The sequence below is a fragment of the Streptomyces sp. NBC_00457 genome (assembly GCF_036014015.1).
GTDB lineage: Bacteria > Actinomycetota > Actinomycetes > Streptomycetales > Streptomycetaceae > Streptomyces.
This window is the reverse complement of record NZ_CP107905.1, coordinates 698,940-725,460: the sequence shown is the minus strand read 5'-3', so window position 1 is coordinate 725,460 and position 26,521 is coordinate 698,940. Positions and strand designations below refer to the sequence as shown.

Annotated in this window: 28 protein-coding genes and 1 pseudogene; 14 read left to right on the top strand and 15 right to left on the bottom strand. The window is 70.9% G+C overall.

Annotated features, from left to right (window positions below):
* Positions 1–5: 5 nt before the first annotated feature.
* Entirely contained in the window at positions 6–650 is a 645-nt protein-coding gene (locus tag OG828_RS03445) for a nucleoside/nucleotide kinase family protein (RefSeq protein WP_328500045.1), read from the bottom strand.
* Positions 651–760: 110 nt separating this feature from the next.
* Here OG828_RS03445 and OG828_RS03440 point away from each other — a divergent pair.
* The 5 genes and pseudogenes from OG828_RS03440 to OG828_RS03420 form a co-directional block, all read left to right on the top strand.
* A pseudogene (locus tag OG828_RS03440) lies at positions 761–868 on the top strand (DUF4440 domain-containing protein); the annotation flags it as partial.
* 147 nt (positions 869–1,015) lie between these two features.
* Positions 1,016–2,491: a hypothetical protein gene (locus tag OG828_RS03435; RefSeq protein WP_328500044.1), complete on the top strand. Its 1,476-nt coding sequence runs from the start codon at positions 1,016–1,018 to the stop codon at positions 2,489–2,491.
* Positions 2,488–3,423: a lysylphosphatidylglycerol synthase domain-containing protein gene (locus tag OG828_RS03430; RefSeq protein ID WP_328500043.1), complete on the top strand. Its 936-nt coding sequence runs from the start codon at positions 2,488–2,490 to the stop codon at positions 3,421–3,423. The genes OG828_RS03435 and OG828_RS03430 overlap by 4 nt, the downstream gene beginning before the upstream one ends.
* 67 nt (positions 3,424–3,490) lie before the next feature.
* Positions 3,491–4,345 carry a proteasome subunit beta gene (gene prcB / locus OG828_RS03425; RefSeq protein WP_328436525.1) on the top strand — a complete coding sequence of 285 codons (855 nt, stop codon included), beginning with the start codon at positions 3,491–3,493 and terminating at the stop codon, positions 4,343–4,345.
* Positions 4,346–4,603: 258 nt separating this feature from the next.
* Positions 4,604–5,734: a HoxN/HupN/NixA family nickel/cobalt transporter gene (locus tag OG828_RS03420; RefSeq protein ID WP_328500042.1), complete on the top strand. Its 1,131-nt coding sequence runs from the start codon at positions 4,604–4,606 to the stop codon at positions 5,732–5,734.
* 15 nt (positions 5,735–5,749) lie between these two features.
* Here OG828_RS03420 and OG828_RS03415 read toward each other — a convergent pair whose 3' ends face one another.
* The 3 genes from OG828_RS03415 to sthA all read right to left on the bottom strand — a co-directional run bounded on the left by OG828_RS03415 (position 5,750) and on the right by sthA (position 9,832).
* Positions 5,750–6,709, bottom strand: a complete 960-nt coding sequence (locus OG828_RS03415; RefSeq protein WP_328350015.1) for a hypothetical protein — start codon at positions 6,707–6,709, stop codon at positions 5,750–5,752.
* Between the two features lie 11 nt (positions 6,710–6,720).
* Positions 6,721–8,193 (bottom strand): APC family permease, encoded by a 1,473-nt coding sequence (locus OG828_RS03410; protein WP_328350013.1) that lies wholly within the window; start codon positions 8,191–8,193, stop codon positions 6,721–6,723.
* A gap of 235 nt (positions 8,194–8,428) precedes the next feature.
* Positions 8,429–9,832, bottom strand: coding sequence for a Si-specific NAD(P)(+) transhydrogenase (sthA, locus tag OG828_RS03405; protein WP_210570227.1), 1,404 nt, complete (start codon positions 9,830–9,832; stop codon positions 8,429–8,431).
* Between the two features lie 146 nt (positions 9,833–9,978).
* Here sthA and OG828_RS03400 point away from each other — a divergent pair, with 146 nt between their 5' ends.
* Complete coding sequence (locus OG828_RS03400) at positions 9,979–11,103, top strand: sulfite oxidase (RefSeq protein WP_328500041.1); 1,125 nt, start codon at positions 9,979–9,981, stop codon at positions 11,101–11,103.
* 105 nt (positions 11,104–11,208) lie between these two features.
* On the opposite strand, the gene OG828_RS03395 is transcribed toward OG828_RS03400, so the two are convergent.
* Together OG828_RS03395 and OG828_RS03390 are read right to left on the bottom strand one after the other, a co-directional pair.
* Positions 11,209–11,412, bottom strand: a complete 204-nt coding sequence (locus OG828_RS03395; RefSeq protein WP_155056362.1) for a hypothetical protein — start codon at positions 11,410–11,412, stop codon at positions 11,209–11,211.
* Positions 11,413–11,569: 157 nt separating this feature from the next.
* Positions 11,570–12,760 carry a beta-1,3-glucanase family protein gene (locus tag OG828_RS03390; RefSeq protein ID WP_328500040.1) on the bottom strand — a complete coding sequence of 397 codons (1,191 nt, stop codon included), beginning with the start codon at positions 12,758–12,760 and terminating at the stop codon, positions 11,570–11,572.
* A gap of 335 nt (positions 12,761–13,095) precedes the next feature.
* On the opposite strand from OG828_RS03390, the gene OG828_RS03385 reads away from it, so the two are divergent.
* Positions 13,096–13,992, top strand: a complete 897-nt coding sequence (locus OG828_RS03385) for a GNAT family N-acetyltransferase (RefSeq protein ID WP_328350005.1) — start codon at positions 13,096–13,098, stop codon at positions 13,990–13,992.
* Positions 13,993–14,101: 109 nt separating this feature from the next.
* On the opposite strand, the gene OG828_RS03380 is transcribed toward OG828_RS03385, so the two are convergent.
* The gene (locus tag OG828_RS03380; RefSeq protein WP_328500039.1) at positions 14,102–14,974 is read right to left on the bottom strand and encodes a Gfo/Idh/MocA family protein; all 873 of its coding nucleotides are present in this window, start codon (positions 14,972–14,974) and stop codon (positions 14,102–14,104) included.
* Positions 14,975–15,187: 213 nt separating this feature from the next.
* Here OG828_RS03380 and OG828_RS03375 point away from each other — a divergent pair, with 213 nt between their 5' ends.
* On the top strand, positions 15,188–16,045 hold the full coding sequence (locus tag OG828_RS03375; RefSeq protein ID WP_328436518.1) for an aldo/keto reductase: 858 nt from the start codon (positions 15,188–15,190) through the stop codon (positions 16,043–16,045).
* A gap of 157 nt (positions 16,046–16,202) precedes the next feature.
* Positions 16,203–17,021 (top strand): SAM-dependent methyltransferase, encoded by an 819-nt coding sequence (locus OG828_RS03370; RefSeq protein ID WP_328442270.1) that lies wholly within the window; start codon positions 16,203–16,205, stop codon positions 17,019–17,021.
* Positions 17,022–17,042: 21 nt separating this feature from the next.
* On the opposite strand, the gene OG828_RS03365 is transcribed toward OG828_RS03370, so the two are convergent.
* Together OG828_RS03365 and OG828_RS03360 are read right to left on the bottom strand one after the other, a co-directional pair.
* Entirely contained in the window at positions 17,043–17,963 is a 921-nt protein-coding gene (locus OG828_RS03365; protein ID WP_328349998.1) for a helix-turn-helix domain-containing protein, read from the bottom strand.
* 95 nt (positions 17,964–18,058) lie between these two features.
* A complete protein-coding gene (locus OG828_RS03360) occupies positions 18,059–18,289 on the bottom strand; it encodes a DUF397 domain-containing protein (protein WP_210570906.1) in 231 nt (76 codons plus the stop codon).
* A 292-nt stretch (positions 18,290–18,581) separates the two neighbouring features.
* Here OG828_RS03360 and OG828_RS03355 point away from each other — a divergent pair, with 292 nt between their 5' ends.
* Positions 18,582–19,040, top strand: a complete 459-nt coding sequence (locus tag OG828_RS03355) for a hypothetical protein (RefSeq protein WP_328504792.1) — start codon at positions 18,582–18,584, stop codon at positions 19,038–19,040.
* Positions 19,041–19,046: 6 nt separating this feature from the next.
* Here the strand turns inward: OG828_RS03355 and OG828_RS03350 are convergent, their stop codons facing one another.
* Both OG828_RS03350 and OG828_RS03345 read right to left on the bottom strand, forming a co-directional pair.
* A complete protein-coding gene (locus OG828_RS03350; RefSeq protein WP_328349994.1) occupies positions 19,047–19,403 on the bottom strand; it encodes a hypothetical protein in 357 nt (118 codons plus the stop codon).
* Positions 19,404–19,600: 197 nt separating this feature from the next.
* Positions 19,601–20,566, bottom strand: a complete 966-nt coding sequence (locus tag OG828_RS03345) for a GlxA family transcriptional regulator (protein ID WP_328500038.1) — start codon at positions 20,564–20,566, stop codon at positions 19,601–19,603.
* Positions 20,567–20,744: 178 nt separating this feature from the next.
* On the opposite strand from OG828_RS03345, the gene OG828_RS03340 reads away from it, so the two are divergent.
* A complete protein-coding gene (locus OG828_RS03340) occupies positions 20,745–21,215 on the top strand; it encodes a hypothetical protein (protein ID WP_328349990.1) in 471 nt (156 codons plus the stop codon).
* A 101-nt stretch (positions 21,216–21,316) separates the two neighbouring features.
* Positions 21,317–21,535 carry a hypothetical protein gene (locus OG828_RS03335; RefSeq protein ID WP_328349988.1) on the top strand — a complete coding sequence of 73 codons (219 nt, stop codon included), beginning with the start codon at positions 21,317–21,319 and terminating at the stop codon, positions 21,533–21,535.
* Between the two features lie 27 nt (positions 21,536–21,562).
* Here the strand turns inward: OG828_RS03335 and tgmB are convergent, their stop codons facing one another.
* The 3 genes from tgmB to OG828_RS03320 all read right to left on the bottom strand — a co-directional run bounded on the left by tgmB (position 21,563) and on the right by OG828_RS03320 (position 23,222).
* On the bottom strand, positions 21,563–22,540 hold the full coding sequence (gene tgmB, locus OG828_RS03330; protein WP_328349986.1) for an ATP-grasp ribosomal peptide maturase: 978 nt from the start codon (positions 22,538–22,540) through the stop codon (positions 21,563–21,565).
* A gap of 16 nt (positions 22,541–22,556) precedes the next feature.
* Positions 22,557–22,748: a putative ATP-grasp-modified RiPP gene (tgmA, locus tag OG828_RS03325; RefSeq protein ID WP_210570264.1), complete on the bottom strand. Its 192-nt coding sequence runs from the start codon at positions 22,746–22,748 to the stop codon at positions 22,557–22,559.
* Between the two features lie 177 nt (positions 22,749–22,925).
* Entirely contained in the window at positions 22,926–23,222 is a 297-nt protein-coding gene (locus OG828_RS03320; protein ID WP_328349982.1) for a YkvA family protein, read from the bottom strand.
* A gap of 199 nt (positions 23,223–23,421) precedes the next feature.
* Here OG828_RS03320 and OG828_RS03315 point away from each other — a divergent pair, with 199 nt between their 5' ends.
* Positions 23,422–24,453: a hypothetical protein gene (locus OG828_RS03315; RefSeq protein WP_328349980.1), complete on the top strand. Its 1,032-nt coding sequence runs from the start codon at positions 23,422–23,424 to the stop codon at positions 24,451–24,453.
* A 12-nt stretch (positions 24,454–24,465) separates the two neighbouring features.
* Here OG828_RS03315 and OG828_RS03310 read toward each other — a convergent pair whose 3' ends face one another.
* Complete coding sequence (locus OG828_RS03310) at positions 24,466–25,572, bottom strand: hypothetical protein (protein ID WP_328500037.1); 1,107 nt, start codon at positions 25,570–25,572, stop codon at positions 24,466–24,468.
* 345 nt (positions 25,573–25,917) lie between these two features.
* On the opposite strand from OG828_RS03310, the gene OG828_RS03305 reads away from it, so the two are divergent.
* Positions 25,918–26,496, top strand: a complete 579-nt coding sequence (locus OG828_RS03305; protein ID WP_328349976.1) for a DM13 domain-containing protein — start codon at positions 25,918–25,920, stop codon at positions 26,494–26,496.
* Positions 26,497–26,521 lie beyond the last annotated feature (25 nt).

Sequence of the window (26,521 nt, the reverse complement as noted above, 5' to 3'; positions counted from 1 at the left end):
CCGCATCACACTCCGACATCGAGGGACGTCGGGACGATCAGGTCGGCGCGGTCCCGGGTCGCGGCGACCAGGTCGGCGTTGCGCTGGTCCGTGCCCAGCACCCACGCCACCGCCTCCGTGTGACCCTTGCCGAACTCCTCGTGCCGGGCGACCAGCCGCCGGATCCGCTCCTCCTCGTCCAGCTCGCAGAACCACACCTCGTCCAACTGCGCCCGGACACGCGCCCACGCCCCCGTCCCCAGCAACAGGTAGTTGCCCTCGGTCACCACCAGCCGGGCCGTCGGCGGCACCGGAATCGCGCCCGCGATCGGCTGCTCCAGCACCCGCTCGAAGCCCGGCGCGTACACCGTGCCGTCGACCTCCTCCCGCAGCCGCCGCAGCAGCGCCGCGTACCCCGCCGCGTCGAAGGTGTCGGGCGCGCCCTTGCGCTCGCGCAGACCCAGCCGGTCCAACTCGACGTCGGCCAGATGAAAGCCGTCCATGGGAACGTGCGCCACCCACGGCTCCCCTGACGCGTTCAGTTCCCGTACGAGGGTCTCGGCGAGCGTCGTCTTGCCCGCGCCGGGGCTGCCCGCGATCCCGAGGACGCGGCGGCGGCCGTCGGCGAGACCGCGGGCGCGGGTGAGGAGGTCGTCGAAGGTCACAGGCACACAGCAGAGTGTGGCACCCTGCCCGGCGATGAGGTGCGCCGATGCGGAGAGTCGGTAGAGGACGAGGTCGCGTCCATGCAGAGCCACCGACAAGTCCACGCAGAGCCAAGGAACTCACCGAGCGCCCCACCCTGCGCCTGCGGCTCACCCTCGGCCTGCGCAAGGAGGACGGCCGCCGGCTGGTCGCCCACGAGCACCACTCGTTCCCGCACGACTGACGGAGGACATCACGCTCCTGGGCGCACACGGAGGGCTGACCATGCCCTGCCCGGGATACTTTGTCCATGTTTCCGGGGCTCCCGCCTTCAGCCCCTCCGGCTGGCGGGCTGAGGAAGCCCACGACGTACAGGGGTGAGGGGTGGACGATGGCGCGCGGGTCGAACGCCATGCTCGTCGGCAGGGGAGGACGCGACGAGGCGACCGTGCCCGGTGCGTTCGGCCGGGCCCACGGCAGGGGCCCGCTCGCGGTGGTCGCCGGTGCCTTCACCCTCGCGCAGCTCGCGCTCGTCCACCCCTCCATGGGCCTCGGCTGGGACGAGACCGTGTACGTGAGCCAGGTCGGCACCCAGGCACCGGCCGCCTTCTTCAGCGCCCCGCGTGCCCGTGGCGTCTCTGTGCTGGTGGCGCCCATCGCCTCCTGGTCGACGTCGACCACGCTGCTGCGCGTCTACCTCGCGCTGCTCGCCGGAGCCGGTCTGTACCTTGCCCTGCGCACCTGGCGCGGACTGTTCCCGGCCGGCGTCCTCGCCACCGCCGGCGCCCTGTTCGCCACGTTGTGGGTGACCCTCTTCTACGCCCCGCAGGCCATGCCCAACTACTGGGTCGCGATCGGCGCCCTGGTCTGCGTCGGCTGCTTCCTGCGCGCCCGCTCCGACCGGCAGGACCGGCGTGCCCTGTGGGGCGTCGCGGCGGGCGCCGCGCTCATGGCGTTGATGCGGCCCACGGACGCCGCCTGGGGCGCGCTGCCCCTGCTGGTCGTGGCGATACGTCAATGGAGGCTCGTCCTCGCTCTGGTGGCGGGGCTCGCCTCCGGTGCCGTCGCGTGGGTGATCGAGGCGTTCGTCAGCCACGGCGGCCTGGTCGAGCGGCTGTCGGAGGCCTCCCGGATCCAGGGCGGACTCGGCTGGCACAACGCCGTCGACGACCAGCTGCGCAGCCTCGTCGGACGCACCCTGTGCCGCCCCTGCACCATGGAGATGCCCAACCCGGCGGTGACCCTGTGGTGGTTCGTGCTCCCGCTGCTTGCCGCCCTCGGCCTCGCGGTCGCCGTGCGCGCCGGACGCACCGCGCGGACCCTCGTACCGCTCCTGTGCGCCACGACAGCCGCCGTTCCCTACCTGTTCCTGATCGAATACGCCGCCCCCCGCTTCCTGCTGCCCGCCTACGCGCTGCTCGCCGTCCCCGTCGCCGACGCGCTGCGCCACCTGGTCACCGCGCCGGACGGGCGATGGCGGCCGGTCGTCGCGACATTGGTCGCCGTCGGGCTGGCGGGACATCTGGCCGTGCAGTACGTCGTCCTGGATCGCGTCGTGGAGCGCACGACCGCCGACCGCCGCGACTGGACCCGCAGCGCCGCCGAACTGCACCGCCTGGGCGTGCGCCCGCCCTGTCTGCTCACCGGGCACGAGGCCATCCCCGTCGCCTACTACACCGGCTGTTCCTCCGGCGCGATCCGCGGCCACAACGCCAACACCACGAAGGCGGACATCCTGCGCACCGCACGCACCATCCCGGTCGCCGCCCTCACCCCGCCGGGCGGCACCCCACCCGAATTCGCCCGCACCTGGCAGACCCATCGCCTCGACGGCCTGGACGTCCACATCGCACCGGGGCCCGCATGACGTCCGAGCAGGTCCTCGCGCCGCCCGACCGCAGACGCGCATACTGGCACAGCGCCCTCACGCTCGCCGTGCTGATGGGCGCCGGCTATCTGGCCCGGCGGCACTGGCCGGTGCTGGAGACCGGAGCGGTCCGGCTCGCCGGCGCCGACCAGGGCTGGCTGCTCGTCGCCGCGTCCGCCGCGGCCATGACCTGGCTGTGCTCGGCGCTGGCCCAGCAGGGCGCCGTGACCGCGAGGCTGCCGCCGGGGCGGCTCGTGGCCGCGCAGTTCGCCGCCTCCGCCGCCAACCATGTGCTGCCCGCCGGGCTCGGGGCGAGCGCGGTCAACCTCCGCTTCCTCATGCGTTGCGGCATGTCGGCAGGGCGCGCGGCGACGGCCCTCGCGGTGAAGGCGTCCGCGGGCGGCGTGGTCCGCGGCGCCCTGATCGCCGTACTCGCCCTGGCCTGCCCCGGAGTTCTGCGGGTGCCGTCCCTGTCCGGGGGAGGCGTGGCCGTCGTCATCCTCGTGGTCGGCGTGGCGGCGGTCCTGCTGTGCAGCGGGCGCTGCCGACGGGTTCTCGCCGTCGTGGTGGCCGACATCCGGGCCGTCCACGCGCGGCCTCGGCGTGCGGCGGCCCTGTGGGGCGGGTCGCTGGCCTTCGCCCTGCTGCACTGCGCGGTACTGATCGCGGTCACCCAGGCCGTGGCGCTGCCGCTGTCCCCGGCCAGGGTCGCGCTGCTCTATCTCGCCGCGAGCAGCGCCGCCGCCCTGCTGCCCACCCCCGGCGGGCTCGGCTCCCTCGACGCCGCGCTCGCCCTCGCGCTCACCTCCGCCGGCACTCCGGCGTCCGGTGCCGCCTCCGCCGTGCTCGGCTACCGGCTGCTGACCATGTGGCTGCCGCTCGTTCCGGGGCTGCTGGTGCTCGGGCTGCTGATCCGGCGCAAGGCGCTGTGAGGAGTTTCCGGCGCGCCGCGTTCAGGTAGGAGTCGTCCATCGGGGTTCCGACGCGAGGGGGAGTGCGATGGCGGGCGAGGAGACCGGCGGCCGGCTGGGGGAGGAGTTCTTCACTCCGGGAGGCTCGTCCTTCACGGCGTTCCTGGCGGCGCACCGCCCCGAGTTGCTGAGCACCCGCAGTCCGCTTCCGGACAGCCTCCGCGCCGAGCCCGACCGCGTTCCGCACGGCACCACGGTCCTCGCCCTCACCTACCGCGACGGCGTGCTGATCGCGGGAGACCGCAGGGCCACCATGGGCAACCTCATCGCCCAGCGCGACCTGGAGAAGGTGCACCCGGCCGACGACTACACGGCCGTCGCCATCGCCGGCACGGTCGGCCTCGCGCTGGACATGGTGAAGCTGTACCAGGTCGAGCTGGCGCACTTCGAGAAGATCGAGGGCACGGCGATGAGCCTCAACGCGAAGGCACGCCGCCTCGCCGGCATGATCCGCGACAACCTCGGCCAGGCCATGCAGGGCCTCGCCGTCGTCCCGCTCCTCACCGGCTACGACCCGTCCGCCCCCGAGGGCGAGCGGGGCCGCATCTTCAGCTTCGACGTCGCCGGCGGCCTCTATGAGAAGACCGACTTCCACGCCGAGGGCTCCGGATCCCCGTACGCCCGCGGCGCGTTGAAGAAGCTCTTCCATCAGGGCATGTCCCGGCGTGAGGCGGCGCTGGCCGCACTTCAGGCGCTGTACGACGCCGCGGATGACGACTCCGCGACCGGCGGCCCCGACATCAACCGCCGGATCTTCCCCATCGTCTCGGTCATCACCGAGGAGGGTTTCGAGCGGCTGTCCGAACCGGAGACGGAGGAACTGAGCCGCGAGATGGTCGAGCAGCGCCGCGGGAACCCGGACGGACCGACCGCGACGGTCTGACGACGGACCACGTCCTTTCCGGGGAGCGCGCCCGCGCGGCCCCGCGCGCCTCGCTCCACGGGCGCCGGGCCCTTCGCCGCCGCTCAGCCGCAACCTCGCTCGGTATGCGCCCTGACGACACACCGCCGTGGCCCCTGACATCGGCCTTTCCCCGGCCATGGTGAAGACCTGCCACGGGCTTTACTGCACATCGATTGCAAGTACCGCAGGATGGCGTAAGGCTGCTCAGTGCGGCCGTTCACCGACAGAAAGCCCCTGATGACGGCCGCCCCTGACTCCGCTCCACACCTCCCCGCCACGCCTTCCGCACACGGCTCGGCCTGGCACCGCGTCCGCACTTCCATGACGCGGCAGGAGTGGATCAGGGTCGGGGGCATGGCCGCCTTCATCCTGGCCCTGCATGTGATCGGCTGGTTCACCCTCGTCGCCCTGGTCGCGCCCGAGCACTACAGCATCGGCGAGAGATCCTTCGGCATCGGGATCGGCGTGACCGCCTACACGCTCGGTATGCGGCACGCCTTCGACGCCGACCACATCGCGGCCATCGACAACACCACCCGCAAGCTGATGGGCGACGGGCAGCGCCCGCTGTCCGCGGGGTTCTGGTTCTCGCTGGGCCACTCCAGCGTCGTCTTCGCGCTGGCGTTCCTGCTCTCCCTCGGAGTGAAGACCCTCGCCGGACCGGTCCGCGACGACGACTCCCACCTCCACGAGGTGACCGGCCTGATCGGTACGGCCGTCTCCGGGGCGTTCCTCTACGTCATCGCCGCGCTCAACCTGGTCGTGCTGGCCGGCATCTGGAAGGTGTTCCGCCGGATGCGCTCGGGCCACTTCGACGAAGCCGCGCTGGAGGAGCAGCTCGACAACCGCGGCTTCATGAACCGCCTCCTGGGCCGTGTCATGAAGTCCATCACCAAGCCGTGGCAGCTGTACCCGCTGGGCCTGCTCTTCGGCCTGGGCTTCGACACCGCGACGGAGGTCGCCCTGCTCGTCCTGGCCGGTTCGGGCGCCGCGTCCGGGCTGCCCTGGTACGCGATCCTGTGCCTGCCCGTCCTCTTCGCCGCCGGGATGTCCCTGCTCGACACGATCGACGGCACCTTCATGAACTTCGCGTACGGCTGGGCCTTCTCCCGGCCCGTCCGCAAGGTCTACTACAACCTCACCGTCACCGGCCTGTCCGTAGCCGTCGCCCTCCTCATCGGCACGGTCGAACTCCTCGGCCTCCTCGCCGACAAACTCCACCTCCACGGCCCCTTCTGGGCCTGGATCGGCACCCTCGACCTCAACACCCTCGGCTTCGCCATCGTCGGCCTCTTCGTGGCCACGTGGATCATCGCCCTGCTGGTGTGGAGATTCGCCCGCATCGAGGAGAAGTGGACGGCGGACTGACTCCCTGCTCCCGCTTCACGCGCGCAGACCCAGCTCTGCCCGCCACTTGAGGATCTGCTGCTCGGGATCCCCGGTGTAGGACCAGGGCGTGCGGGTGGCGCGTCGGCCGACCAGCTCCAGCAGCGGGGCGGCGAGGTCCGGGAGGCCCGCGAGGCAGGCCGCGTGGGCCAGGTAGTGGAGGTCGCGCAGCTCGCCGGGGGCGACGGCGTCCTCCGCGCGGCCCGTGATCCAGCGCTGCCAGGTGCGGCGTACGTCGCTGACGGCGCCGTCGTGGTTCCAGTGCTGGCTGAGCATCACGGCGGCGTGCCGGCCCTTCGCGGCGTCGAGGGCGTAGCGGAACTCCTCGACCCGGGCGTACTGCACCAGCACCGGCAGCGCGCAACCATGCGGTGCCGCGCCGGCCGCGTCGCGGGCGAAGTCGTACATGAGGCCGTGCGTGCCGTGCCAGCGGGAGGAGTAGTAGTGCAGCACCTGGAGGTGGCCCTCCACGCTGTACGGATCCCGCCGGTGCAGTTCGTCCCACCAGCGGGCCAGCTCCTGCCGCCGTACGCCCGACGGATACAGCCGGGCGACGGAGATCAGGGAGATCCACGGCGTGGGATCCTCCGGGTACGCCTCGGCGGCGTGCAGGCACGCGGTCACCGCGGCGTCGATGCGGCGCTGGTCGATCGGGACGCCCCGGCCGGCCGCGATGGCCAGGTTGAACGCCCGGGTGATCTCCGTCGCCGCCCGCAGCACCAGCGCGTCGGCGCTGCGCGGCTCGGCGGCCAGCCACGACTCGACCGTGGAACTGCTCGCGCACGCCTGTGCGAGCGCCCGCACGCGGTGGCCGCGCGCCAGCCAGTCGGCGCCCGTGGTCCGCAGCAGGTCCCTGACGCCCTGCCAGCGGCCGATGACGATGTCCTGGCGGGCGGCGGTCAGCGGCGCGTCCCCGCAGTCGGGGTCGAAGTCGGGGGTGAAGTGGTCTCGCGCCATCGGGATCTCTCTCAGAAGTCGGTGGGGAGACCCTCGTGGACACGCGCGTGCTCGTCCGCGCGGCTGTCGGGCACGTAGTCCACGGTGACGGTGCGGCTGGCGTCGAGTTTCGCGGGGTGGTAGTAGTCGCTGCCCTGCCGCCAGTACCAGAGCATCGGGATCAGCCCGACGGCGAGTCCGCCGATGCCGATCACGATCGCCGGAGTGCTCAACTCGCCCAGCGACTCGATGAAGATCCAGAACATGAAGAGCGCGCCGAGCAGCGGCCACACTCCGCCGAGGAGGAAGTTCGCGGGGGACTTCAGCAGCATCTTGCGGTAGGCGACGACCACGGCGAGCCCCGCGAGACCGTAGTACACGGCGATCTGCAGACCGATCGCCGAGATGGCGTGGCCGAGGATGTCACCGACCGTGCCGAGCGCGTTCGAGGCGATGATCATCAGCAGTGCCACCGCGCCCACCACCGCGATCGCCACCCACGGCGTGTTCCAGGTGCGGTGCACCCGGCCCAGCGCGGACGGCAGCGTACGGTCGCGGCCCATCGCGAACAGCGAACGCGTCACCTGGATCAGCGTCGTCTCCAACGTGGCGATGGTGGACAGCATCACCGCCACGATCAGCAGCTTGCCGCCCCAGCCGGGCCAGATCTCCTCGCCCAGCACGGCAAGGACGTTGGAGTCGTTGTCCTGGATCTGCCGCGTGGACAGCAGGACGTTCACCGCGATGGTGAACGCCTCGAAGAGCAGGAAGACGATGCCGACCCCGATGAGCCCGGCGATTCCCGTCGTACGACGGCTGTTGCGGGTCTCTTCGCTGAGGTTGCTGGTGACGTCCCAGCCCCAGTAGTAGAACGCGGCGATCAGCGCGCCCGACGCGAACCCCGACACGCCGTCGAAATGGCTGAAGCCGAGCCACGACCAGTCGAAGGCTCGCGCATGGCCGGAGTGAAAGAGGGCGAGCACCACGAAGAGCGCCAGGATGACGAGTTCGATGCCGGACATGACCAACTGCGCGCGGACGGTGAGCCGGGCGCCGCCCAGGACCACGAAGAGCATGAGCAGGAACCAGGCCGCCCCGACCAGCGTGGACAGCAGGGTGTTGTCGGCGAGTTGCTCGTCGAAGAGCGCCAGCGTCAACGACCCGGCGGGCAGCGAACCGGCCACCATGAAGATGGTCGCCGAGATCACCAGTGCCCAGCCGCTGATGAACCCGAGAAAGGGATGCAGCGTCCGCCCCACCCAGGAGTAGCTGGCGCCCGCGTTCACATCGATCCGGCCGAGATAGCTGAACGCCAGCGCGATGCCCAGCATGGGTATCGCGCAGTACAGCAGGGCCGCGGGACTCGCCACCCCCACCGAACCCACCAGGACCGCCGTGGTCGCCGCGATCGAGTACGCCGGCGCGCTTCCCGCGACCGCCATCACCACGGTGTCGAACGTGCTGAGGGCATTGGCCTGGAGCCCTCTGCCCCTGCTGTTGCTCATGCGTGTGCTGCTTTCGGTCGTGCACGCCGCCCCGGGCATGCCGCGGCGGCGTAAGGGTGGGGGGTGAACCCGCCGCGCACCGGCGAGGGTTGACCCACCGGCACGGACGGCACAAGGGGGGCGGCGGATACCGGCAGCGTTGTGTCGGCAGATGGTCACGCCTTGTGTGCACGTGATGATAGCCCTACCCGACGACCACTCAAGTCGCGTGTCTGAATCGGTATTCGGGCCGGTGTCAGTCCCCGATCCGGTCGATCTGCCGCAGCTTGTTGGTGGCGTCCAGGGCGGCGACCTTGTACGACTCCGCGAGCGTCGGATAGTTGAAGACCGCGTCGACCAGATAGTCCACGGTGCCGCCGCAGCCCATCACGGACTGCCCGATGTGAATCAGTTCGGTGGCCCCGGCGCCGAAGCAGTGCACTCCCAGCAAAGAGCGGTCCTCGGGGGACACCAGCAGCTTCAGCATGCCGTGCGAGTCGCCGACGATCTGCCCGCGGGCCAGCTCCCGGTAGCGGGCGACACCGACCTCGAACGGCACGGAGTCCTCGGTGAGTTGGTCCTCGGTCCGCCCGACGAAGCTGATCTCCGGGATGGTGTAGATGCCGATCGGCTGAAGGTTGTGCATCCGGCCCACCGGCTCCCCGCACGCGTGATACGCCGCCGCGCGCCCCTGCTCCATCGACGTGGCGGCCAGCGCCGGGAAGCCGATGACGTCGCCGACGGCGTAGATGTGCGGAACCTCCGTGCGGTAGTGCTCGTCGACCTTGATCCGGCCGCGCGGATCGGCCGTCAGGCCCGCCTTGTCGAGGTCGAGTTCATCGGTGAGGCCCTGCCGACCGGCCGAGTACATCACCGTGTCGGCGGGGATCTTCTTACCGCTCTCCAGGATGGTCAGCGTGCCGCGCGGATGACGCTCCACGGCGGCGACGGTCTCGCCGAAGCGGAACGTGACCGCGAGGTCCCGCAGGTGGTACTTGAGCGACTCGATGATCTCGACGTCGCACATGTCGAGCATCGCGGCACGCTTCTCGACGACGGTGACCTTGCTGCCGAGCGCGGCGAACATGGAGGCGTACTCCATGCCGATGACTCCGGCGCCGACGATGACCATGGAGCGCGGTACGCGTTCGAGGGTGAGGACGTTGTCCGAGTCCATGATCGTCCGGCCGTCGAACTCGACACTGTCCGGCCGCGCGGGCCGGGTGCCCGTCGCGATCACGATGTGCTCCGCGCTGATCAGCCGCTCATGGCCGGTGACCTCGCGCAGGGCCACGGTGTGGTCGTCGATGAAGTGGCCGGTGCCGGCGTACAGGGCGATGTGGTTGCGGGAGAGCTGGTTGCGGATGACGTCGACCTCGCGGCTGACCACGTGCTGGGTGCGGGCGGTCAGGTCGGCGACGGTGATGTCCTCCTTCAGCCGGTAGCTCTGCCCGTACAGATCGCGCTGGGTGAGCCCGGTGAGATAAAGCACCGCCTCGCGCAGCGTCTTGGAGGGGATGGTGCCGGTATGGATGGAGACCCCACCGACCATGTCGGGGCGGTCGACTACGGCGACCCGGCGGCCGAGCTTGGCCGCGGCGATCGCGGCCTTCTGGCCACCCGGACCGGATCCGATGACAAGCATGTCGAAGTCTGGCACCTCCGGAGTCTGTCAGCCGGACGACCTCCCGCGAAAGAGTGAACCGGCAACCACCTGGCCGGGAGGGGCCACCGCAAGTCCCTGAGGCCGGTGGGAAGTTGCGCCCGCCGCTGCGCCGACCGGCCTCGCGGCGCGATAATGCCCCCATGGGCCATCGACTCGGCGACGCGAGCACACCCGCCCGGCTGGCCGACCCCGATGAGGGCATCGGCCAGGACGAGCTGGCCCTCGCCGCCCGCAATCACGGACTGCCGCTCGAGGCGCTGCGCTACGACATCACGCCGCCGGGCCTGCACTACGTCCTCACGCACTACGACATCCCGTACGTCCCCCAGGACGAGCCCTGGACCCTGACCATCGGCGGCCTTGTCGACCGCCCGCTCCGTCTCGACCTCGCCGACCTCCGGTCGTTTCCCCAGGTCACCACCCGCGTCACGCTGGAGTGCGCGGGCAACGGCCGCGCCCTGCTGACCCCCCGGCCGGTGAGCCAGCCCTGGCTCGTCGAGGCGGTCGGCACCGCCGACTGGACCGGCGTACCGCTGCGGCTGCTGCTCGCGGAGGCGGGCCTCGCCTCCGACGCGGTCGACGTGGTCTTCACCGGCGCCGACCACGGCGTGGAGCGCGGCGTCGAGCAGGACTACCGGCGCGCGCTGCCCGTGGACGTGGCGACGGGCGCCGACCCCGAGGTGCTGGTGGCGTACGCGATGAACGGCGCACCGCTGCCGCCGCAGCACGGCAGCCCGCTGCGCCTCGTCGTGCCCGGCTGGTACGGGATGGCGCACGTGAAGTGGCTGCGCGAGATCACCGCCATCGACACGCCGTTCACCGGCTTCCAGCAAGCCGTCGCCTACCGGCTCAGGCAGCACCCCGGGGACGAGGGCGACCCGGTCACCCGCATCGCACCCCGCGCCCTGCTGGTCCCGCCCGGCTTCCCGGACTTCATGTCCAGAACCCGCATCGTCCGGCCGGGCCCGGTCACCATCGAGGGCCGCGCCTGGTCCGGCCAGGCACCGGTCACCCGCGCCGAGGTCAGCACAGACGCCGGACACACCTGGCACCCGGCCGACCTGACACCGGACGACGGCCACCGCTGGGCCTGGCGCCGCTGGCACTTCACCTGGACGGCAACCCCCGGCGAGCACGTCCTCAGCGCCCGAGCCACCGACACCGAGGGCCACACCCAGCCGCTCGAGGCCCCCTGGAACCGCGGCGGCTTCGCCAACAACCTGGTCCAGCGGGTACCGGTGCTGTGCGTATCAGCGGAGGAGTAGCGCCCCCAAAGGGGCGCGGGGAACTGCGCGACCAGCCACGACGGCGCCGCAGACGGCAGACGGCAGACAGTCCACGGCGCTATCGCGGCACCCCCTAGCGGAGCGTTACGGCAACATCTTGTCCAGTGCCGCCGGCCCTTCCTTCGCCAGCTTCCGCTTAGCCCACTCCATGTTGCGCGGCGTGATGTCCTTGCCGGAGGCAAGCACCAGGTCCTCCGGCGACACATCCGTGCCGGTGCGGGCGTGGAGCAGGTCGTCCGGGGTGGCGCGGTCCTCGGACGGCCCCGACGCTGACTGTGACGTCGTCATGATCTCGCTCCTCGGGTCCGGGTCGCTGCTTCGGCCCCGCTGCGTTCATCGGGTCCACTATCACCATCGATCGCGGCGGCCCGCCCTGCATCCGGAGGCGCCGACGGATGTGACCCGAGGGGCCGGAGAAGCGCACGTGACGCCCGGTGTGCCGCCTCTAGAACGGCGTCAGCGTCAGCCGCACACCCGTGGGCGCCGTGTCCTGGATGTACGACGCGAAGTCGGCGATGTCGTCGAAGGCGAAGCCGTACGCCTTGCCGTCTTCGGTCGCCGCGTGCATCGCCCTCGCGTAGTGGTTGGTGAGACCGGTCGAGTAGAAGGCCGCGGGATCGGTGACCGGCTGGGCCGCGGTGGAGACCAGCGTCGAGCGGTTGAAGCCGGCGCCGAGGACGGCGGCGACGGGACCGGTCGTGCCGTCGTTGGGCGCGGCGAGGCTGCCGTCGCAGAAGAGCACGTCCCGGGTCGACGGCTTGGCGAAGGAGACCGCCGCGGGCCCTTCGAAGGCGAGCTGGTCGCCGCGGACCCGCCCGGTGAAGGTGCCCGCGTTGGTGGTGACCTTGAGGTCACGCCCGGCGTAGGTGCTCCACACCTCGTCGATGTACGGGGCGAGGTAGTCGTCCGCGAACAGGCCCGCGTCCAGGCCATGACCGGGCGCGATGACGCGCGTGTCGTCCACGACGAGGGAGCCGAAGCCCTCGGTCTCCCGGACGGCGGCGAAGGCAGCCGCACGGCCGCCGTCGCGGAGCGTGCCGGTCGTCTGGTCCTTGGCGCCGGTCAGCCGGATGCTCAGCGGCACGCTGAACATGTCGACCATGGTCGTGTTGCAGAACATGCCGGCCGCGTTGTACGTGAACTCGGCGCAGTCGTGCAGCACCGGGTAGTTGGGGTCCGACTCGACCCAGCCCGCCGGGTACTGCAGCGCGGCGTTGCCGTTGCCGTCCGTGACCGCCTTGAGCTTGAGCTTCTCGCCCAGGGACACATAGATGCGGCCCGACATGTACGGCAGGTCGAGCCGGGTCTCGCCGCTGCCGGCCAGGCTGATCGCGTAGTCGGTGAAACCGTCGGCGCCGTTGTCCGAGGCGGCGATCGGTGCGAGCGTGCCGTCGGGCGTGACGCGGACCTGCTTGCCGTCCTGGTTTCCGACGATGTAGACGTGGACGGAGGCGTTGTCGAAGGAACCGCTGTTGTTGACGAGCGTCAGCGGAAGGGCGCCGTCCGCCGCCTTCGTGGTGTTGCCGGCGAGGGCGTGGGGGGCGATCGCCGCGACGCCGGGCGCGGCCACCGCCGCTCCCGCGAGAGCGACAAGGAACCTGCGACGGCCGAGGGTGCGCTGGTGACGGGGTGTCATGTGGGGCTGTCTCCCGTGTAGTTGACGTAGATCTGAGAGCGCTCTCAGTCGCATCCCTTTTACCTCTGGCCACTTGGGAAGTCGATGGGCGGCACGATCGTTTAACCCATGGATAAGGCGCGCTTAAGTGATCTCGCAGGGGAGTCGGTCGTGCGAAAAGGCGATGGACAGGCGCAGTTGGGCTCCCGTACCGTGTGACGCCACGCCCCGAGTTGGCCGGAAGGAGGCGAGTGCCGTGCAGTTCACCACCACCCCGCGCTCCCTTTCCGTTGCCCCGGCGTGCTTCGTGTGACCGACCGGGAGCGCTCCCCGCAGCATGCATCCCGGAGGAATCCGTGACCGACCTGGTCATTCGTACGCTCGACGCGAGCGACGCCCATCTTTTCGACACGGCCCCCGACCCGCTGGGCGCCCGTGAGGCCCACCGGCTCACCCACCACCGCCCCGACTGGAAGCGGGTGGCCCTGCGCGACGGCACGGTCGTCGCCCGCGCGGCCTGGTGGGGCGGCCCCGACGACACCGAGCCCCTCAACATCAACTGGTTCGACGTGGCCGACGGCGAGGAGGAAGCGGGAGCCGAACTCCTGCGCACCGCGCCCTGGCAGGTCGAGGAACTGGAGTTCAACCTCCCCGGCGGCTGGCGCGACACGCCTCAGCTGCGGGCGGCCGCCGAGGCCCGCTTCACGGCTGTACGAGCCGCCGGTTTCGAGCTGCTGGTGGAGCGCTTCCTCTACCGCTGGACCCCCGAGTGCGGGCTGCCCGAGCAGCCCGGACGCCTGCTGTTCGAGCCCGAGCCGGACGACGCGGTCTTCTACGACGCACTCCGCCGCATCCACTCCGTCACCCTCGACGTCCATTCCCGAGCCGCCATCGACGCGGGCGGCGTAGACCAGGCGGCCCAGGAGGAACTCGACTTCTTCCACTGGTGCCCCTCGCCCCGGGAATGGTGGCAGGTGGCCCGCACGCGCGCGGGCGAGCCGGTCGGCATCCACATCCCGGCCCACAACCCGTCAGGCCCCTGCATCGGCTTCATCGGCGTCCTGCCCGAACAGCGCGGACACGGCTACGCCTACGACCTGCTCGTAGAGTGCACCCGCTTCCTCGTCGAACAGGGCGCCGAGTTCATCACCGCAGCAACGGACCAGGGCAACTTCCCGATGGCGGCCCACTTCGCCAAGGCCGGCTATCCGGTGGTGCGGGAACGGATCAACTTCCAAGCGATCCAGACGTAGGCCCGGATCCCCGCGCCCCTAAGGGGCGCGGGGCTGCATTGAATTTGCGGCTCCGCCGCGTGGGCGCGACCAGCCACAACGAACCCGCAGACGACGCACACCGCCGCGCCTAGCCCAACTTCGCCTCCGCCGCCGCCAGGATCTCCGTGACCCGCAATGCGAACCCGGCGTCGCACGCATGCGGCAGCCCAGTGCGCGCAGCGGTCCGCAGCGCGTCGGCGGCCCGCGTCAGCGCGGCCACCGCCCCCTCCGCGCCCTCCGGCAGCAGCGTCACTCCGGCCTCGCCCCGCAGCTCGACCTCGGCCCCGCCCGCCGCGGGCGGGGCCGTGAGGCTCAGCGTCAGCGTGCTCGACGCGCCGCCGGCGTGCTCGAGGACGAGATGCGCGGTGTCCCCGGGACCGGACGCCACGGCCGCCACACGTCGTACGTCGCCCAGCACCGGCAGCAGGACGGACAGGGCGTGCGGGCCGACGTCCCACAGCGCGCCCTTCTCCCGCCGCCACGGCGTGGCGAACGGGCTGTCACTGGTGAACACCGAACCCAGCCACTGGGCCCGAGCCGTGAACCAGCCCCCGCGCTCCGCCTGCTCGGTGATCCACGCCTCCGTACGGGTCTGGAACCGGGTGGTGAAGAAGACCACCGAGGCGACACCGGCCTCCCGCACGGCCTCGACGACCGCTCGCCCGTCCTCGACCGTCAGTGCGAGGGGCTTGTCCAGCAGCAGATGGCACCCGGCCCGTGCGGCCCGCGCGGCGAGCCCCGCCTGGATGTCCGGAGGCAGGGCGACCGCGACGGCGTCCACATCGGCGAGCAGGGCGTCGACATCGTCGTACGAACGTGTCCCGTGCCGTTCGGCCAGTTCCTTGGCGGCCTCCGGACGACGGCCCCACACGCCCGCGAAGTCCAGGTCGGGGTGCTCGCTCAGGGCGGGTGCGTGAGCCATCTGTGCCCAGGGGCCGGTGCCGAGCAGTCCTATGCGCATGCCGTCGCCTTTCCGCGATGCCGAGCCGGGTGCCGGGCGAGCCTCGCACATGGACCCGGCCAGGGAGCAACCCGGTGGACGCAAAGACGCACACGGGCGCGGATTGAGTCGCTCGCGTGCTGAATGCGTTCTCTTTCTTCTATTGGACTGCTGGCGGCAGGCCAGCGAGGCTAGGGGTGGTCCACCACGACAGCCGAAAGAGGTCACGACCACATGCACACTCGCCGCATCGGTGACATCGACGTCAGCGCGATCGGCCTGGGCGGTATGCCCATGTCGATCGAGGGGCGACCGGACGAGGCCCGGTCCCTCGCGACCATCCACGCCGCGCTCGACGCCGGCGTGACGCTGATCGACACGGCGGACGCCTACCACCTGCACGCCGACGAGGTCGGCCACAACGAGACGCTGATCGCCAAGGCCCTCGCCTCCCACGACCGGGGAGCGGACGTCCTGGTCGCCACCAAGGGCGGCCATCTGCGCCCCGGCGACGGCAGCTGGACCCTGGACGGCAGTCCCGAGCACATCAAGGCGGCCTGCGACGCGTCCCTGCGCCGGCTCGGCGTGGACGCCATCGGCCTCTACCAGTTCCACCGCCCCGACCCGCGCGTGCCCTACGCCGAGTCCGTCGGCGCGGTGCGCGACCTGCTGGACGACGGCAAGATCCGCATGGCGGGGATCTCCAACGCCGACCCGGAGCAGATCAAGCAGGCGAACGAGATCCTCGGCGGACGCCTGGTCTCCGTCCAGAACCAGTTCTCCCCGGCCTTCCGCTCCAGCGAGCCGGAGCTGCGCCTGTGCGACGAACTCGGCATCGCGTTCCTGCCCTGGAGCCCGCTCGGCGGCATCGCCCGCTCCGGTGAACTCGGCTCCGTCCACGCGCCGTTCGCCCGCATCGCCGAGGCCCACGGCGTCAGCCCGCAGCGCGTCTGCCTGGCCTGGATGCTCGCCAAGTCGCCGGTCGTCGTACCGATCCCGGGCGCAAGCCGGCCGGAGACCATCCGTGACTCCTGCGAGGCGGCGGATCTGGTGCTCACCCCCGAGGAGATCGCCGAGCTGGACGCCGCCTGAGCCGACGCCGCTTCCGGCCCGGTCACCGCGGCGTTCGCCAAGTCCTTCATCCGGAGGGCCGGTTCGCCGATGGGCTGGTCGCGCGGGTCGCCGGGTCCCTAGGATGTATCCCCAGTCAGGCCAGTCCAGTTGGCGCGGCAACGAGGCCGGGGGAACGATGCACACCGACAAGCAGCTGTCCACGTCGATCGACGCCGATGTGCCGACCGCCGCCCGGATGTACGACCACTATCTGGGCGGCAAGGACAACTACGCCGCCGACCGCGCGGCCTGCGCGGAACTCGACAAGGTCGTGCCCAGCACCCGCCGGCTCGCCGTCAACAACCGGCGCTTCCTCCAGCGCGTCGTCCGGACGCTCGCCGAGGACTACGGAATCCGCCAGTTCCTCGACCACGGATCCGGCCTGCCTACGCAGGACAACGTGCACCAGGTCGCCCAGCGCGTGCACCCCGACTCCCATGTGGTCTACGTCGACAACGACCCCATGGTGCTGGTCCACGGCCGGGCACTGCTGGAGCAGGACGAGCGCACGGCCGTCATCCACGCGGACATGCGCGAGACCGACGCGATCTTCGCGCACCCCGACACCCGGCGCCTGATCGACTTCTCCCAGCCGGTCGCCGTGCTCTTCAACTCGGTGATGCACTGCATCCCGGACAGTGACACGGACGGCCCCCTCGCCGTGGTCCGCCGTGTGGCCGCACGGCTGGTGCCCGGCAGCTTCATGGTCATGTGCCAGCTGGTCAGCGAGGACCCCGAAGTGCGCGCCTTCGTCACGGACTTCATGGACAAGGCCACCCAGGGCCACTGGGGCCGTGTGCGGCAGGAGAAGGACGTCGCCGCGCTCTTCGAAGGACTGGAGATCCTCGAACCGGGCCTCGTGGAGGTCTCCACCTGGCGGCCCGACACCGAGGTGGCGCCCCGTCAGCTCACCCACGAATGGATCGAGTTCGGCGGCGTCGGCCGCCTCCCCTGAGGCCGAACGGGTCCTGGGCTGTCAGGCCTGGGAATACCGCTGTTCCATCGTCTCGCGCAGCCGCTCCAGCGACGCGCGAGGCGTGAGCGCCTCGTCGGCCAGCCGGTCCAGGGCGAGCCGGTACTCCTCCGTCTCGTCCTGGTCCTCCAGGAAGTTGGCGCTCTTGATGTGCTCCAGATAGACGACGTCGGGCAGATCGAGACCGCCGAAGCGCAGATACGTGATCGGTATGGCCGGCGCCGACGCGTTCGTCACGTCCAGCGGCACGATCTGCACGGTCACGTTCGACCGCTGAGCCATCTCGACCAGATGCGCCAGCTGCTCGCGCATGACGTCCACGCTGCCCAGAACCCGCAGCAGCACCGATTCGTCGATAACCGCCCACAGTTGCGGAGCATCCGCCCGCAGCAACAACTCCGTCCGCCGCGTGCGCAGTTCGACCCGGCGCCGGACCTCGGCGGCGGGCGCGGTCGGCAGACCCCGCCGCACCACGGCCCGGGTGTACTCCGGAGTCTGCAGCAGACCCGGGACGTACTGGATCTCGAAGGTCCGGATCGCGGCCGCCGCCTCCTGCAGCCCCACCAGCCGGTCGAACCACTCGGGCATCAGACGCTTGTCGTAGCGCTGCCACCAGCCCGGCTCACCGGCCCGGTGCAGCAGCTTCAGCAGCACCGACGCCTCGTAGTCGTCCGTGCCGTACAGCTCCAGCAGCGCGCGGACGTCGTTCTCCGCCGGGGGACGGCGGCCCTTGCCCGCCTCGATGCGCGAGAGCTTGGCGGGACTGAAGCCCAGGGCGCGTGCCGCCTGGTCCTGGGCGAGTCCGGCGTCCTCACGGAAGCCCGCCAGCTGCACACCGACCAGCATTTTCAGCAGAGTCGGCGCGGGCTCGGGCCGGTCGAGATAGGGTTCGAGCAGGGAGATGCGATGCGACTCTGCTGACATCCTGACTCCCGCGGACCGGCATGAGGGTGACTCACCTTATCGCACCGTACATACCTGCGGCATGCCCGTCGCAGCAAGGGAGTTGACCGGTCCGGCTACAGCAGATGGTCGAACTCGCCGTCCTTCGCCCCGGCCAGGAAAGCCGCCAACTCGGCCGCCGTGTAGACCAGTGCGGGACCGTCGGGGTCGCGGGAGTTGCGCAGCGCGACACCTCCGTCGACGAGTGTGGCGATCTCGACGCAGTTGCCCTCGGCGTTGCTGTGCCGGCTCTTGATCCAGCGGGCGTCCAGTGAACTGGCCCGCACTCCGTTGTGTACTGGTGGCACCGCAGTCTCCTCGCTGTTCAAGATGCTGTTCACGACCGATGTCCCTGCGCATGGGGCATTGCGACGGTCCTACCCGCTCCGGCCGGCTTCTCACGCAATTTCCCGTGCAATTGCACGAAGGGGCGTTCGCTGTGGATAATAGCTGCGGCGTCAACACTGCGTCCGGCGCCCCATTCTGACGTCGCATCGGGGAGATGCCGTGTCATCACCTGCGGACCTACCACGCCACACGTCGAGCGAGGCAGCGCGGCGAGACGTGCAGCCGACGGGTGTGGCACGCACCACGCCCCTGATGGCGCTGGGGCGGGTTCCGTGGGACGAGATCAAGGACTCCACGGGCTCCGCGGCGGCCATCCCGCTGCTTCTCAACAGCGTCGCGTGGGGTGACGCCGCCACCGCCCGCTCCGCACTCGATGAGCTGCGCACCCGCATTTGTCAGTACGGCTTCGTGGTGGAGCAGGCGACGCCAGCCACCGTGCCTTTCCTGTGGGAACTCGCCCAACTTCCCCATGTGACCTGCCGCGCGCAGATCATCCAGCTGCTCAGGAGCATCGCCGACGCCCGCCAGTGGGAGAGCACCGCGGCCGTCTACCCGAAACTGCTTCACCACCGCGAGAACCCCGTGGTGTGGGAACGCCAGGCACGCCAGGCCGTGCGTGCAAGGCGCGGCGAACTGGGGCGGCTGATGAACGACGAGGACGCCGAGATCGCCCAGGCCACGACGGAACTGGCGCGGGCCATAGGGGCCTGATCGCAGTCAGGCGGCGCTGCTTCGTGGGATCTGATGCGGGCAGGACGCGTCGTGGTCGGTGCCGCAACTCGTCCACCAGCGCTCGCAGCAGGCGGCGTACAGCTCCGAGCGGACGATCTCGTCGGCGGCTCCGTCGCCCCGCCCCCGCGCGGCGGCGGCCTGGGCGCGCAGCGCGGCGACGGTGCGGCGCTCGTCGTGCAGGACCGTTTCCCGTACGACGGCGATGACCGGGACGAGACTGGCGGCCGTGAACAGCAGCGCCGCCCACACGAGACCGCAGAGGAGTTCGAGGACCGCCGTCCAGGCGAGTCCGGCGCTGGTGAGGACGTACAGCCCGCAGAGCAGGCGATGGGAGGCGTGCATGGGCGAAGACCGTTCCTACTGAGGGGGATGCCTCCTGCTCAACTGCCCGCGGTGGCGCGGGGAAGCGGGTGTTTTCGGGCGGATCGTCCGTGACCGGGTGTCTGTCGTGACGTTGGTCGGATTCGAGCGGCAATCGTCAGCAATGCGTCAAGTGCGAGCCAGGAAACGGAAGATGGGCGTCCGTGTGCGGGAGGGCGTCAGGAACGCTTCATCGCCCCAGCCTTTCCGTGGAAGGCCGCCCGATAGGTCTGCGGACTGGTGCCGACCACTCGGCGGAACCGCTCCCGGAACGCGGTCGCCGAGCCGAACCCCGCGAGCTGCGCGACCCGTTCGACCGGATGGTCGCTGTTCTCCAGCAGATACTGGGCCCGCCGCACCCGCGCCCGGAGCACCCACTGCAGGGGCGTGCTGCCCGTCTGCTCGCGGAAACGACGGCTGAAGGTGCGCTCGCTCATTCCGGAGCGCGCCGCCAGCGCGGACAGAGTGATCTCGTGGGCGAGGTGGTCCTCGATCCACTCCAGCAGCGGCTCCAGCGTCGAGCCGCGCGGCACGGGCGGGTGTTCGTGCACGATGAACTGGGCCTGGCCGCCCTCCCGTTCCAGCGGCATGACGGACAGCCGGGCGGCGTCCGCGGCGACGGCCGACCCCAGGTCCCGGCGGATCATGTGCAGGCACATGTCGAGTCCGGCGGCGGCGCCGGCCGAGGTGAGGATCTGGCCGTTGTCGACGTACAGCACGTCCGGCTCCACCTTGATGTCCGGGAAGCGCTGGGCCAGCACATCGGCGGCCACCCAGTGGGTGGTGGCGCGCTGTCCGTCCAGCAGCCCGGCCTCCGCCAGCACGAACGCGCCGACGCACACGGACGCGATCCGGGTGCCGGCCTGCGCCGCCTGCCGCAGCGCCGTGACCACCCGGTCGGACGGGGGAGGCGCGCCCTGGGCGCAGCCCGGCACGATGACGGTGTCGGCCTCCGCCAGCGCCTCCAGCCCCACGTCGACCTTCAGCGCGAAACCGTGGGTGCGCACCTCCGGGGACTCGGCGCAGAGCCGGACCCGGTAGGGATGGCGGCCGTCGGGCAGCCGTGTCAGCCCGAACACCTGCAGGGGTGTCGCCATGTCGAACGGCACCACCTCGTCGAGGACCAGGATCGCCACACTGTGCATGAAGGCCACGATAGACGGATTCCCGCCACCCTGATTCACCGGCGAACACGCGAGAAAGGGCCTGGTGTGCGGCTTGGCGAGAATCCGTTGAAAGCTGTCATTCCAGCCCCTGTGCCGTCGCTCCGAAGATCCATAACGTGGACCGGACCCGAGGCCCTTCGACCCTGGACGCTCCACGATGACCAAGATCCTGCTGTCCCTGCACGTCCTCGCCGCGATCATCGCCGTCGGCCCCGTCACCGTCGCCGCCAGCATGTTCCCGCCGGCGGCCCGGCGCGCGCACGCCGACGGCGAAGGGCCGGATCCCGCGGCGGTGAGCACCGTCCGGATGCTGCACCGCATCTGCCGCGTGTACTCCGGGATCGGACTGGCGGTGCCGCTGCTGGGGTTCGCCACGGCTGCCGCTATGGGTGTGCTGGGCGACGGCTGGCTGATCACCTCCATCGCCCTGACCGCCGCGGCGGCGGGCGTACTGGTCGCCTTCGTGCTGCCTCGCCAGGACGAGCTTCTCGGCGAACTCGGCGCCAGCCGACCCGTGGAGCGCGCGCACACCGCCCAACTCGCCATGTTCACCGGCATCTTCAATCTGCTGTGGGCCACGGTCACCGTCCTCATGATCGTCCGGCCCGGTTCCACAACCGGCGCCTGACGTCAAGCCACCGGCGGAATTCACGCCCACGTGTGCCGCTGCGCCTACACTCGACAGTCGTGCCCATACGCATGGGCCATGATTGAAAGGCACGTTGACGGGTGTTCCAGGATTCCCCCATCTACGACCGGCTGGTCGCCGAGCGCGGCGACGTACCCTCCCAGGCCCGCAGGGAGGCCGAACGCGTCAGCAGGGAACTGGAGTTCGCCATGCGGCCGCTGCAGTCCCACGGGCATGCGCCCGGCCTCGAGCAACGTCCGTCGCATCCGGGCGCGGGGTGGCAGCGCTCGGCCCTCCCGCCGGGCCCCCGACCGCACTGACCTCCTGGCCGCCCCGCCGTCCGTCTGTCAAGAAGCCGCCCTGTTCGTGCCGTTGACCTGCGAGCGCCGTTCCGGACCCGGTTGCGCCAGCCACTCCGCGATGCTCCGGGCGATCGGCTGACCCGTGTCCACCTCGACGAAGCCGAACTGGCCCGACTGGTTGCACTCCAGGAACCACCAGGTGCCGTCGGCGTCCTCGGCGAAGTCGAAGGCGCCGTAGGCCAGTTCCGCCTCACGGAGGTAGAGGCGGACAGCGGCGGCGACACGTGGCGGCACCTCGGCGGCCTGCCAAGGGGAGTCGGAGAGGGCGAAGCGGACGTCCACCTGGTCGGGGTCCGTGTCCGCGACCTTGCGGGCGGCGAGCATCCGGTCGCCGACGGCCGTGAGGCGGATGTCGGCCCGCTTGGCGATACGCCGTTGCAGCAGGGTGGGACCGAACGCGACGGCGGCGAAGTCCGTGCCGGGTGCCACCCTGCTGGTCGGCACCGCCCGCGGCGGGTCCTGCGGGTGCGCCCCGGAGACCGGCTTGACGACCAGATCGGGGTAGCGCTCGGAGAACTCGCGGGCGGCCTGCGGGAACGTCGTGATCAAGGTGGCCGGCACGGGCAGGCCGCACCGCTGGGCCAGCCGGAGCTGCCACGGCTTGTGGCGGGCGCGGCGGGCCGCGTCCGGATGGTTCATCCAGCGCGCGTCCGAACCGCGGAGCATGCCGTACAGAGCCTGTGATGCCTCCTCCGTCAGCCAGGAGGACGGCGCGGGGGCGCGCGTGGCCGCGGCCCCCGGCCTGCGCACCCAGATCGAGCGCACCCCCTCGATGCTCACCAGCCGCCCCCCGGCCGACAGATGGCCGCGGAACCCACCGTGCACATACTCCCCGGACAGCCCGACATCGCCGGTCAGGTCGGCCGGGTCGAGCCGGATCACCGGTACCCCGGACACGTTGAGGTGCACCACCACCAGGTCGGCCGTCACATCCGCTTCGGACGTGAGGATCAGGACGGTCATCGTCGCCGGTCCGTGTTCAGTCGTCGAAGTGAGTCTTCGAGCCCGCGGTCGACGTCGTGGTCCCCAGTTCCCTCATCAGGGCGAAGTCGCGGGCGGCTATCCGCCCGTCCATGAGCACGTTCAACTGCAGTCCGGAGTCATAGATGTACGGAGTGGTGACTTCCAACTCTGCTGCCGGACGTGCGTAGTTGAGCGTGAACGGTTGCATCGTCTCTCCCTCGTCGGTGCTGTGCCGATCAGCTGCGGTCGGCTGGCGGCAAGGCATGGTCCGCCGACTTCCTTCGTTTTCCAGAGACTTATACGAATCGAACGAGTGAATGGTTTCCTTACGCTGCGTAGTCACAGTCAGTTCCCGTTCTTGAGACGCGAAAAGACGTCCTCGGGTTCAGGCGGGACCATTCCGGCGGTCGGCGCGCGAAGGGCCGAGGGGCGCGCGCAGGGAGCGCAGGGCGAGGAGCAGTACGCCGATGTCGTCCAGGTACACCGGGTCCGGCACCAGGTCGGTGGGCAGCACAAAGTAGAGCAGGGCACCCCAGAACACCCAGCGTGGCCCGGTCGGCAGTCCCGCCCGGCGCAGCGCGCGCCGGGCCCGGACCAGCCGCACCAGCAGGGCGACGGCCACGGTCAGCAGGGCCGCCGCCAGGACCGCCGCCACGACGATCCATTCAGTGGTCGAATCCACGGAACCTCCTCGCGCCGGGCTTCTTCTATGCGGATTGCCCGTTTGCGGTGCTTGTATCGCCTGCCGGGGTGAGGACAGTCATACCTGTGGCCCACCTGAGTGGCAGGGTGCCGCGCGTGCGCCTGGAATGGTCAGCGATACGTCGCGTGTCGCGCGTCGGGGGCGCGAGAGCAACCGCACTCTTCCCAGGGAGCCGACCATGACGACCAGTTCCGCATCGCCGGGTTCGAACGAACATGTGATACCTGCCACAGGGGCGCGGTACGGCGATCCGCTCGGCGGCCTCGTACAGGCCGCCGTCGCCGACCGGCCCCTGGAAGAGGTCGCCCACCTCATCACGCTGTTGGAGCAGTCACCGCAGTACGCGCAGGCCACGGTGGACGCGCTTCGCGCGGTGGGAGTGACCCGGTCCGTGGAGGACGTCACCCGGCTCGTCATCCTGCTGACCCGGCCGCCGCGCGACGCCGGCTGCGCGGACGAGGCGATCCGCGCCGCGGCGGGGGCCCGTCCGGTGGAGGAGGTGACCCGGCTGATGGACCTGATGCACCGGGCGCCCCTGGAACCCCACTGCGGGCAGGAGGCCATACGGGCGGTCGCGACCGGGCGGCCCGTCGAGGAACTCGTGGAGCTGATCGGGCGGCTGGCCGTCGCGCGCAGCGCGGAGAGCGTCGACGAGCCGCCCGACTGGCCGCCGTTCGGCCAGGGACCCGAGGGCGCACCGACCCTGGGCGCCGTCCCTCCGCCGCCTCCCGGTCGCCCGCCCTCGGTCAACAGGGCGCCCCGCTGGCCGAGTCGGCTCTCCGTCGCGGCGCTCGCCGTCTGCGGCCTGCTCTGGTTCCCGCCGCAACGCGACGGCGCCTCGCCGCAGGTGTACGGCTTCGCGCTCGGCGTGTCGGCCCTGTGCCTGTTCCTGGCCCTGCTGCTGACCGTGCGGGCCGCGCTGCCCCTGCTGGCGGCAGCCGTCGTGGTCCCGGCGGCGCTGGCCGCGACCCAGGTCTTCGAGGCCTGGCTGGACTCGCCCGACCTGTCCTGGGCACTGGATCTCACCCTCGCACCGAGCTGGGCCACCGGCCTGACCGCCGTATGCGCGGCACTGGCCGCGCTGATCGCCCTGCTGGTGAACCTGGCGGCACAGTCACCCGGCGCGGACTCGGTGGCACGACTGATGGCGGAGGCGCAGCGCGCGGCCGACGCGCCCCGTACGGCGCAGGCGCACCGTACGGGCGACTGACGCCGGCCCTGCTCAGCCGGCGTCGTCCTCCTCGCGCCGCCGTGCTCTGGCAGTGCCCTTGAGGCGTCCGAACGTGCGCGTCAGCTGCTGGAGCGGGGAGTTGGCGTGCCCGTCGGGCGTGACCGGTTCCTGGAGTGCGGCGGCGGAGGACTCCCGGTACGCGGCCAGTGCCTCGTTGGCGCGCTCGGCCGCCTCCCGGTACAGATCCCGGGACTTCGTCATGGCTTCGAGTGCGTCGGCGTACATGGCCACCAACTTGCGCTGGCGCACGAGGTCCTCTTCGACCGTCAGCAGCCGCCAGCCCTCCCGGAAGGCGCTGATGGCCGCTTCGGCGCCGTCCGGCAGCGGCCGGGCGGAAGCGGCGTACCGCGTCAGGATGTCGATCAGTTCCGTCGGCTCCGACCCGTCCAGGAAGACGCTGCGTACGGCCAGGTCCTGGGCGTCGTCCCCGTCGCGGGCCGGCGCCTTGGACAGCACGACGGCGCCGCCACGCGGCACCTCCACGCCGAACTCGCGCAGCGCCCAGTTCACCGCGCGCAGCTGCTGCGGCGCGGCGCGGTGCTCGACCACGCAGTGCCGCAGGCTCGGCGGCAGCAGCCGGGCCAGCGGCAGCAGTCCGCGCTCGTCGGGGGTCATGGCCTCGTGGACGACGATGTGGATGCCCCAGCTGCCGCGCACGGAGTCCCGCAGGACGCGTCGCAGGGCCTTGTCGTCCGCGGGCAGGCGGTTGGCGTCCCGGAAGCGCAGTCCGGTGACCGGCTCGAGGTCCCAGGCGGAATCCGGTGCCTCGGGCCAGAACATGGTGACAGGGGAGGGCCAGTCGGGGTCCCACGGCCGGTCCGCCTCCGCGACCAGGACCCACTCCCGTCCGTCCTCGGAATCGGGGGCGAACGTCAGCCGGGCCCGTACGGTCACGGCGTCGGCGACCTGCCATCGGGCCTCGAAGATTCCTTCGGGGGCGTCCTCGGTGACCTCGAGGTGGTCGTCCAGGACCCCGTTCTGCTTGCGCCGTCGGAGCGTGAGCCGGACGACGGCGTCCGCGTCGGGTCCGGCGTAGCGGCCGCGGGCGAGCCACACGGTGGACGGAATCGTGGAGTGGACGGCGGGGGTGGTCGTCATGAGTCCATCTGTATGCGAGGTGACCGTACAACTGCCAGTATCGTCGCCGCAGGTCGAGCTGGAACACGCGGGGTCCCGCCCGTGTGGGCACACGGGAGGCGCGAAACGCACACGGGGTGTGATCGTCGCACTTCGGCGGGCGGCCCTTCACTCATGGCCCGGACCCTGCCCGACCGTGACAATGACTCCCGGCGAACAGGGCTGGCCCACCATCCGCATTGGGGCGGGTCCTGTTCGCCGCCCTGGACATCGACGTAAGACTTCCGTCATCACCTGTTACATGTGCGAGGGCGCCCCGGTCCGCTGAAATGGGGGCGACAGGCAGTTCTTAGGAAGTGGGGCGGGATGGGGCGCGTGCGCAAGGTACTGACGAAGCCATGGGTCATCGGGGCGCTGGTGGTGGCGTTCGCCGGAGTCGGTGCGGGGCTGTACTGGTTCCAGCCGTGGAAGCTATGGCAGGACGAGACGGTGGTGGAGGCGCTTCCCGAGGTCGCCCCGTCCTCGTCCTCGTCCCCGGCCCCGTCCTCTTCCGCGTCGGCCGAGGCGGTGCCGTCCCCGGTGGCGCAGGAGCCGCAGACGCTGGCCAAGGGCGAGTTGATCAGCCACGAGCACGCCACCTCGGGCACGGTGAAGCTCGTACGACTGGCCGACGGCTCCCATGTCGTACGGCTGGAGAGCCTGGACACCAGCAACGGTCCGGACCTGCGCGTGTGGCTGACCGACGCGCCGGTGAAGGAGGGCGTCGCCGGGTGGCGCGTCTTCGACGACGGCAAGTACGTCAGCCTCGGCAAGCTCAAGGGCAACAAGGGCAGCCAGAACTACGCCCTGCCCAAGGAGGTCGACCCCGCCAAGTACAGCAGCGTCAGCATCTGGTGCGACCGGTTCGACGTCTCCTTCGGAGCCGCCGAACTCAGGTCCGCCTGACGCGGTGAGCGCAAGGGGGCCGGGA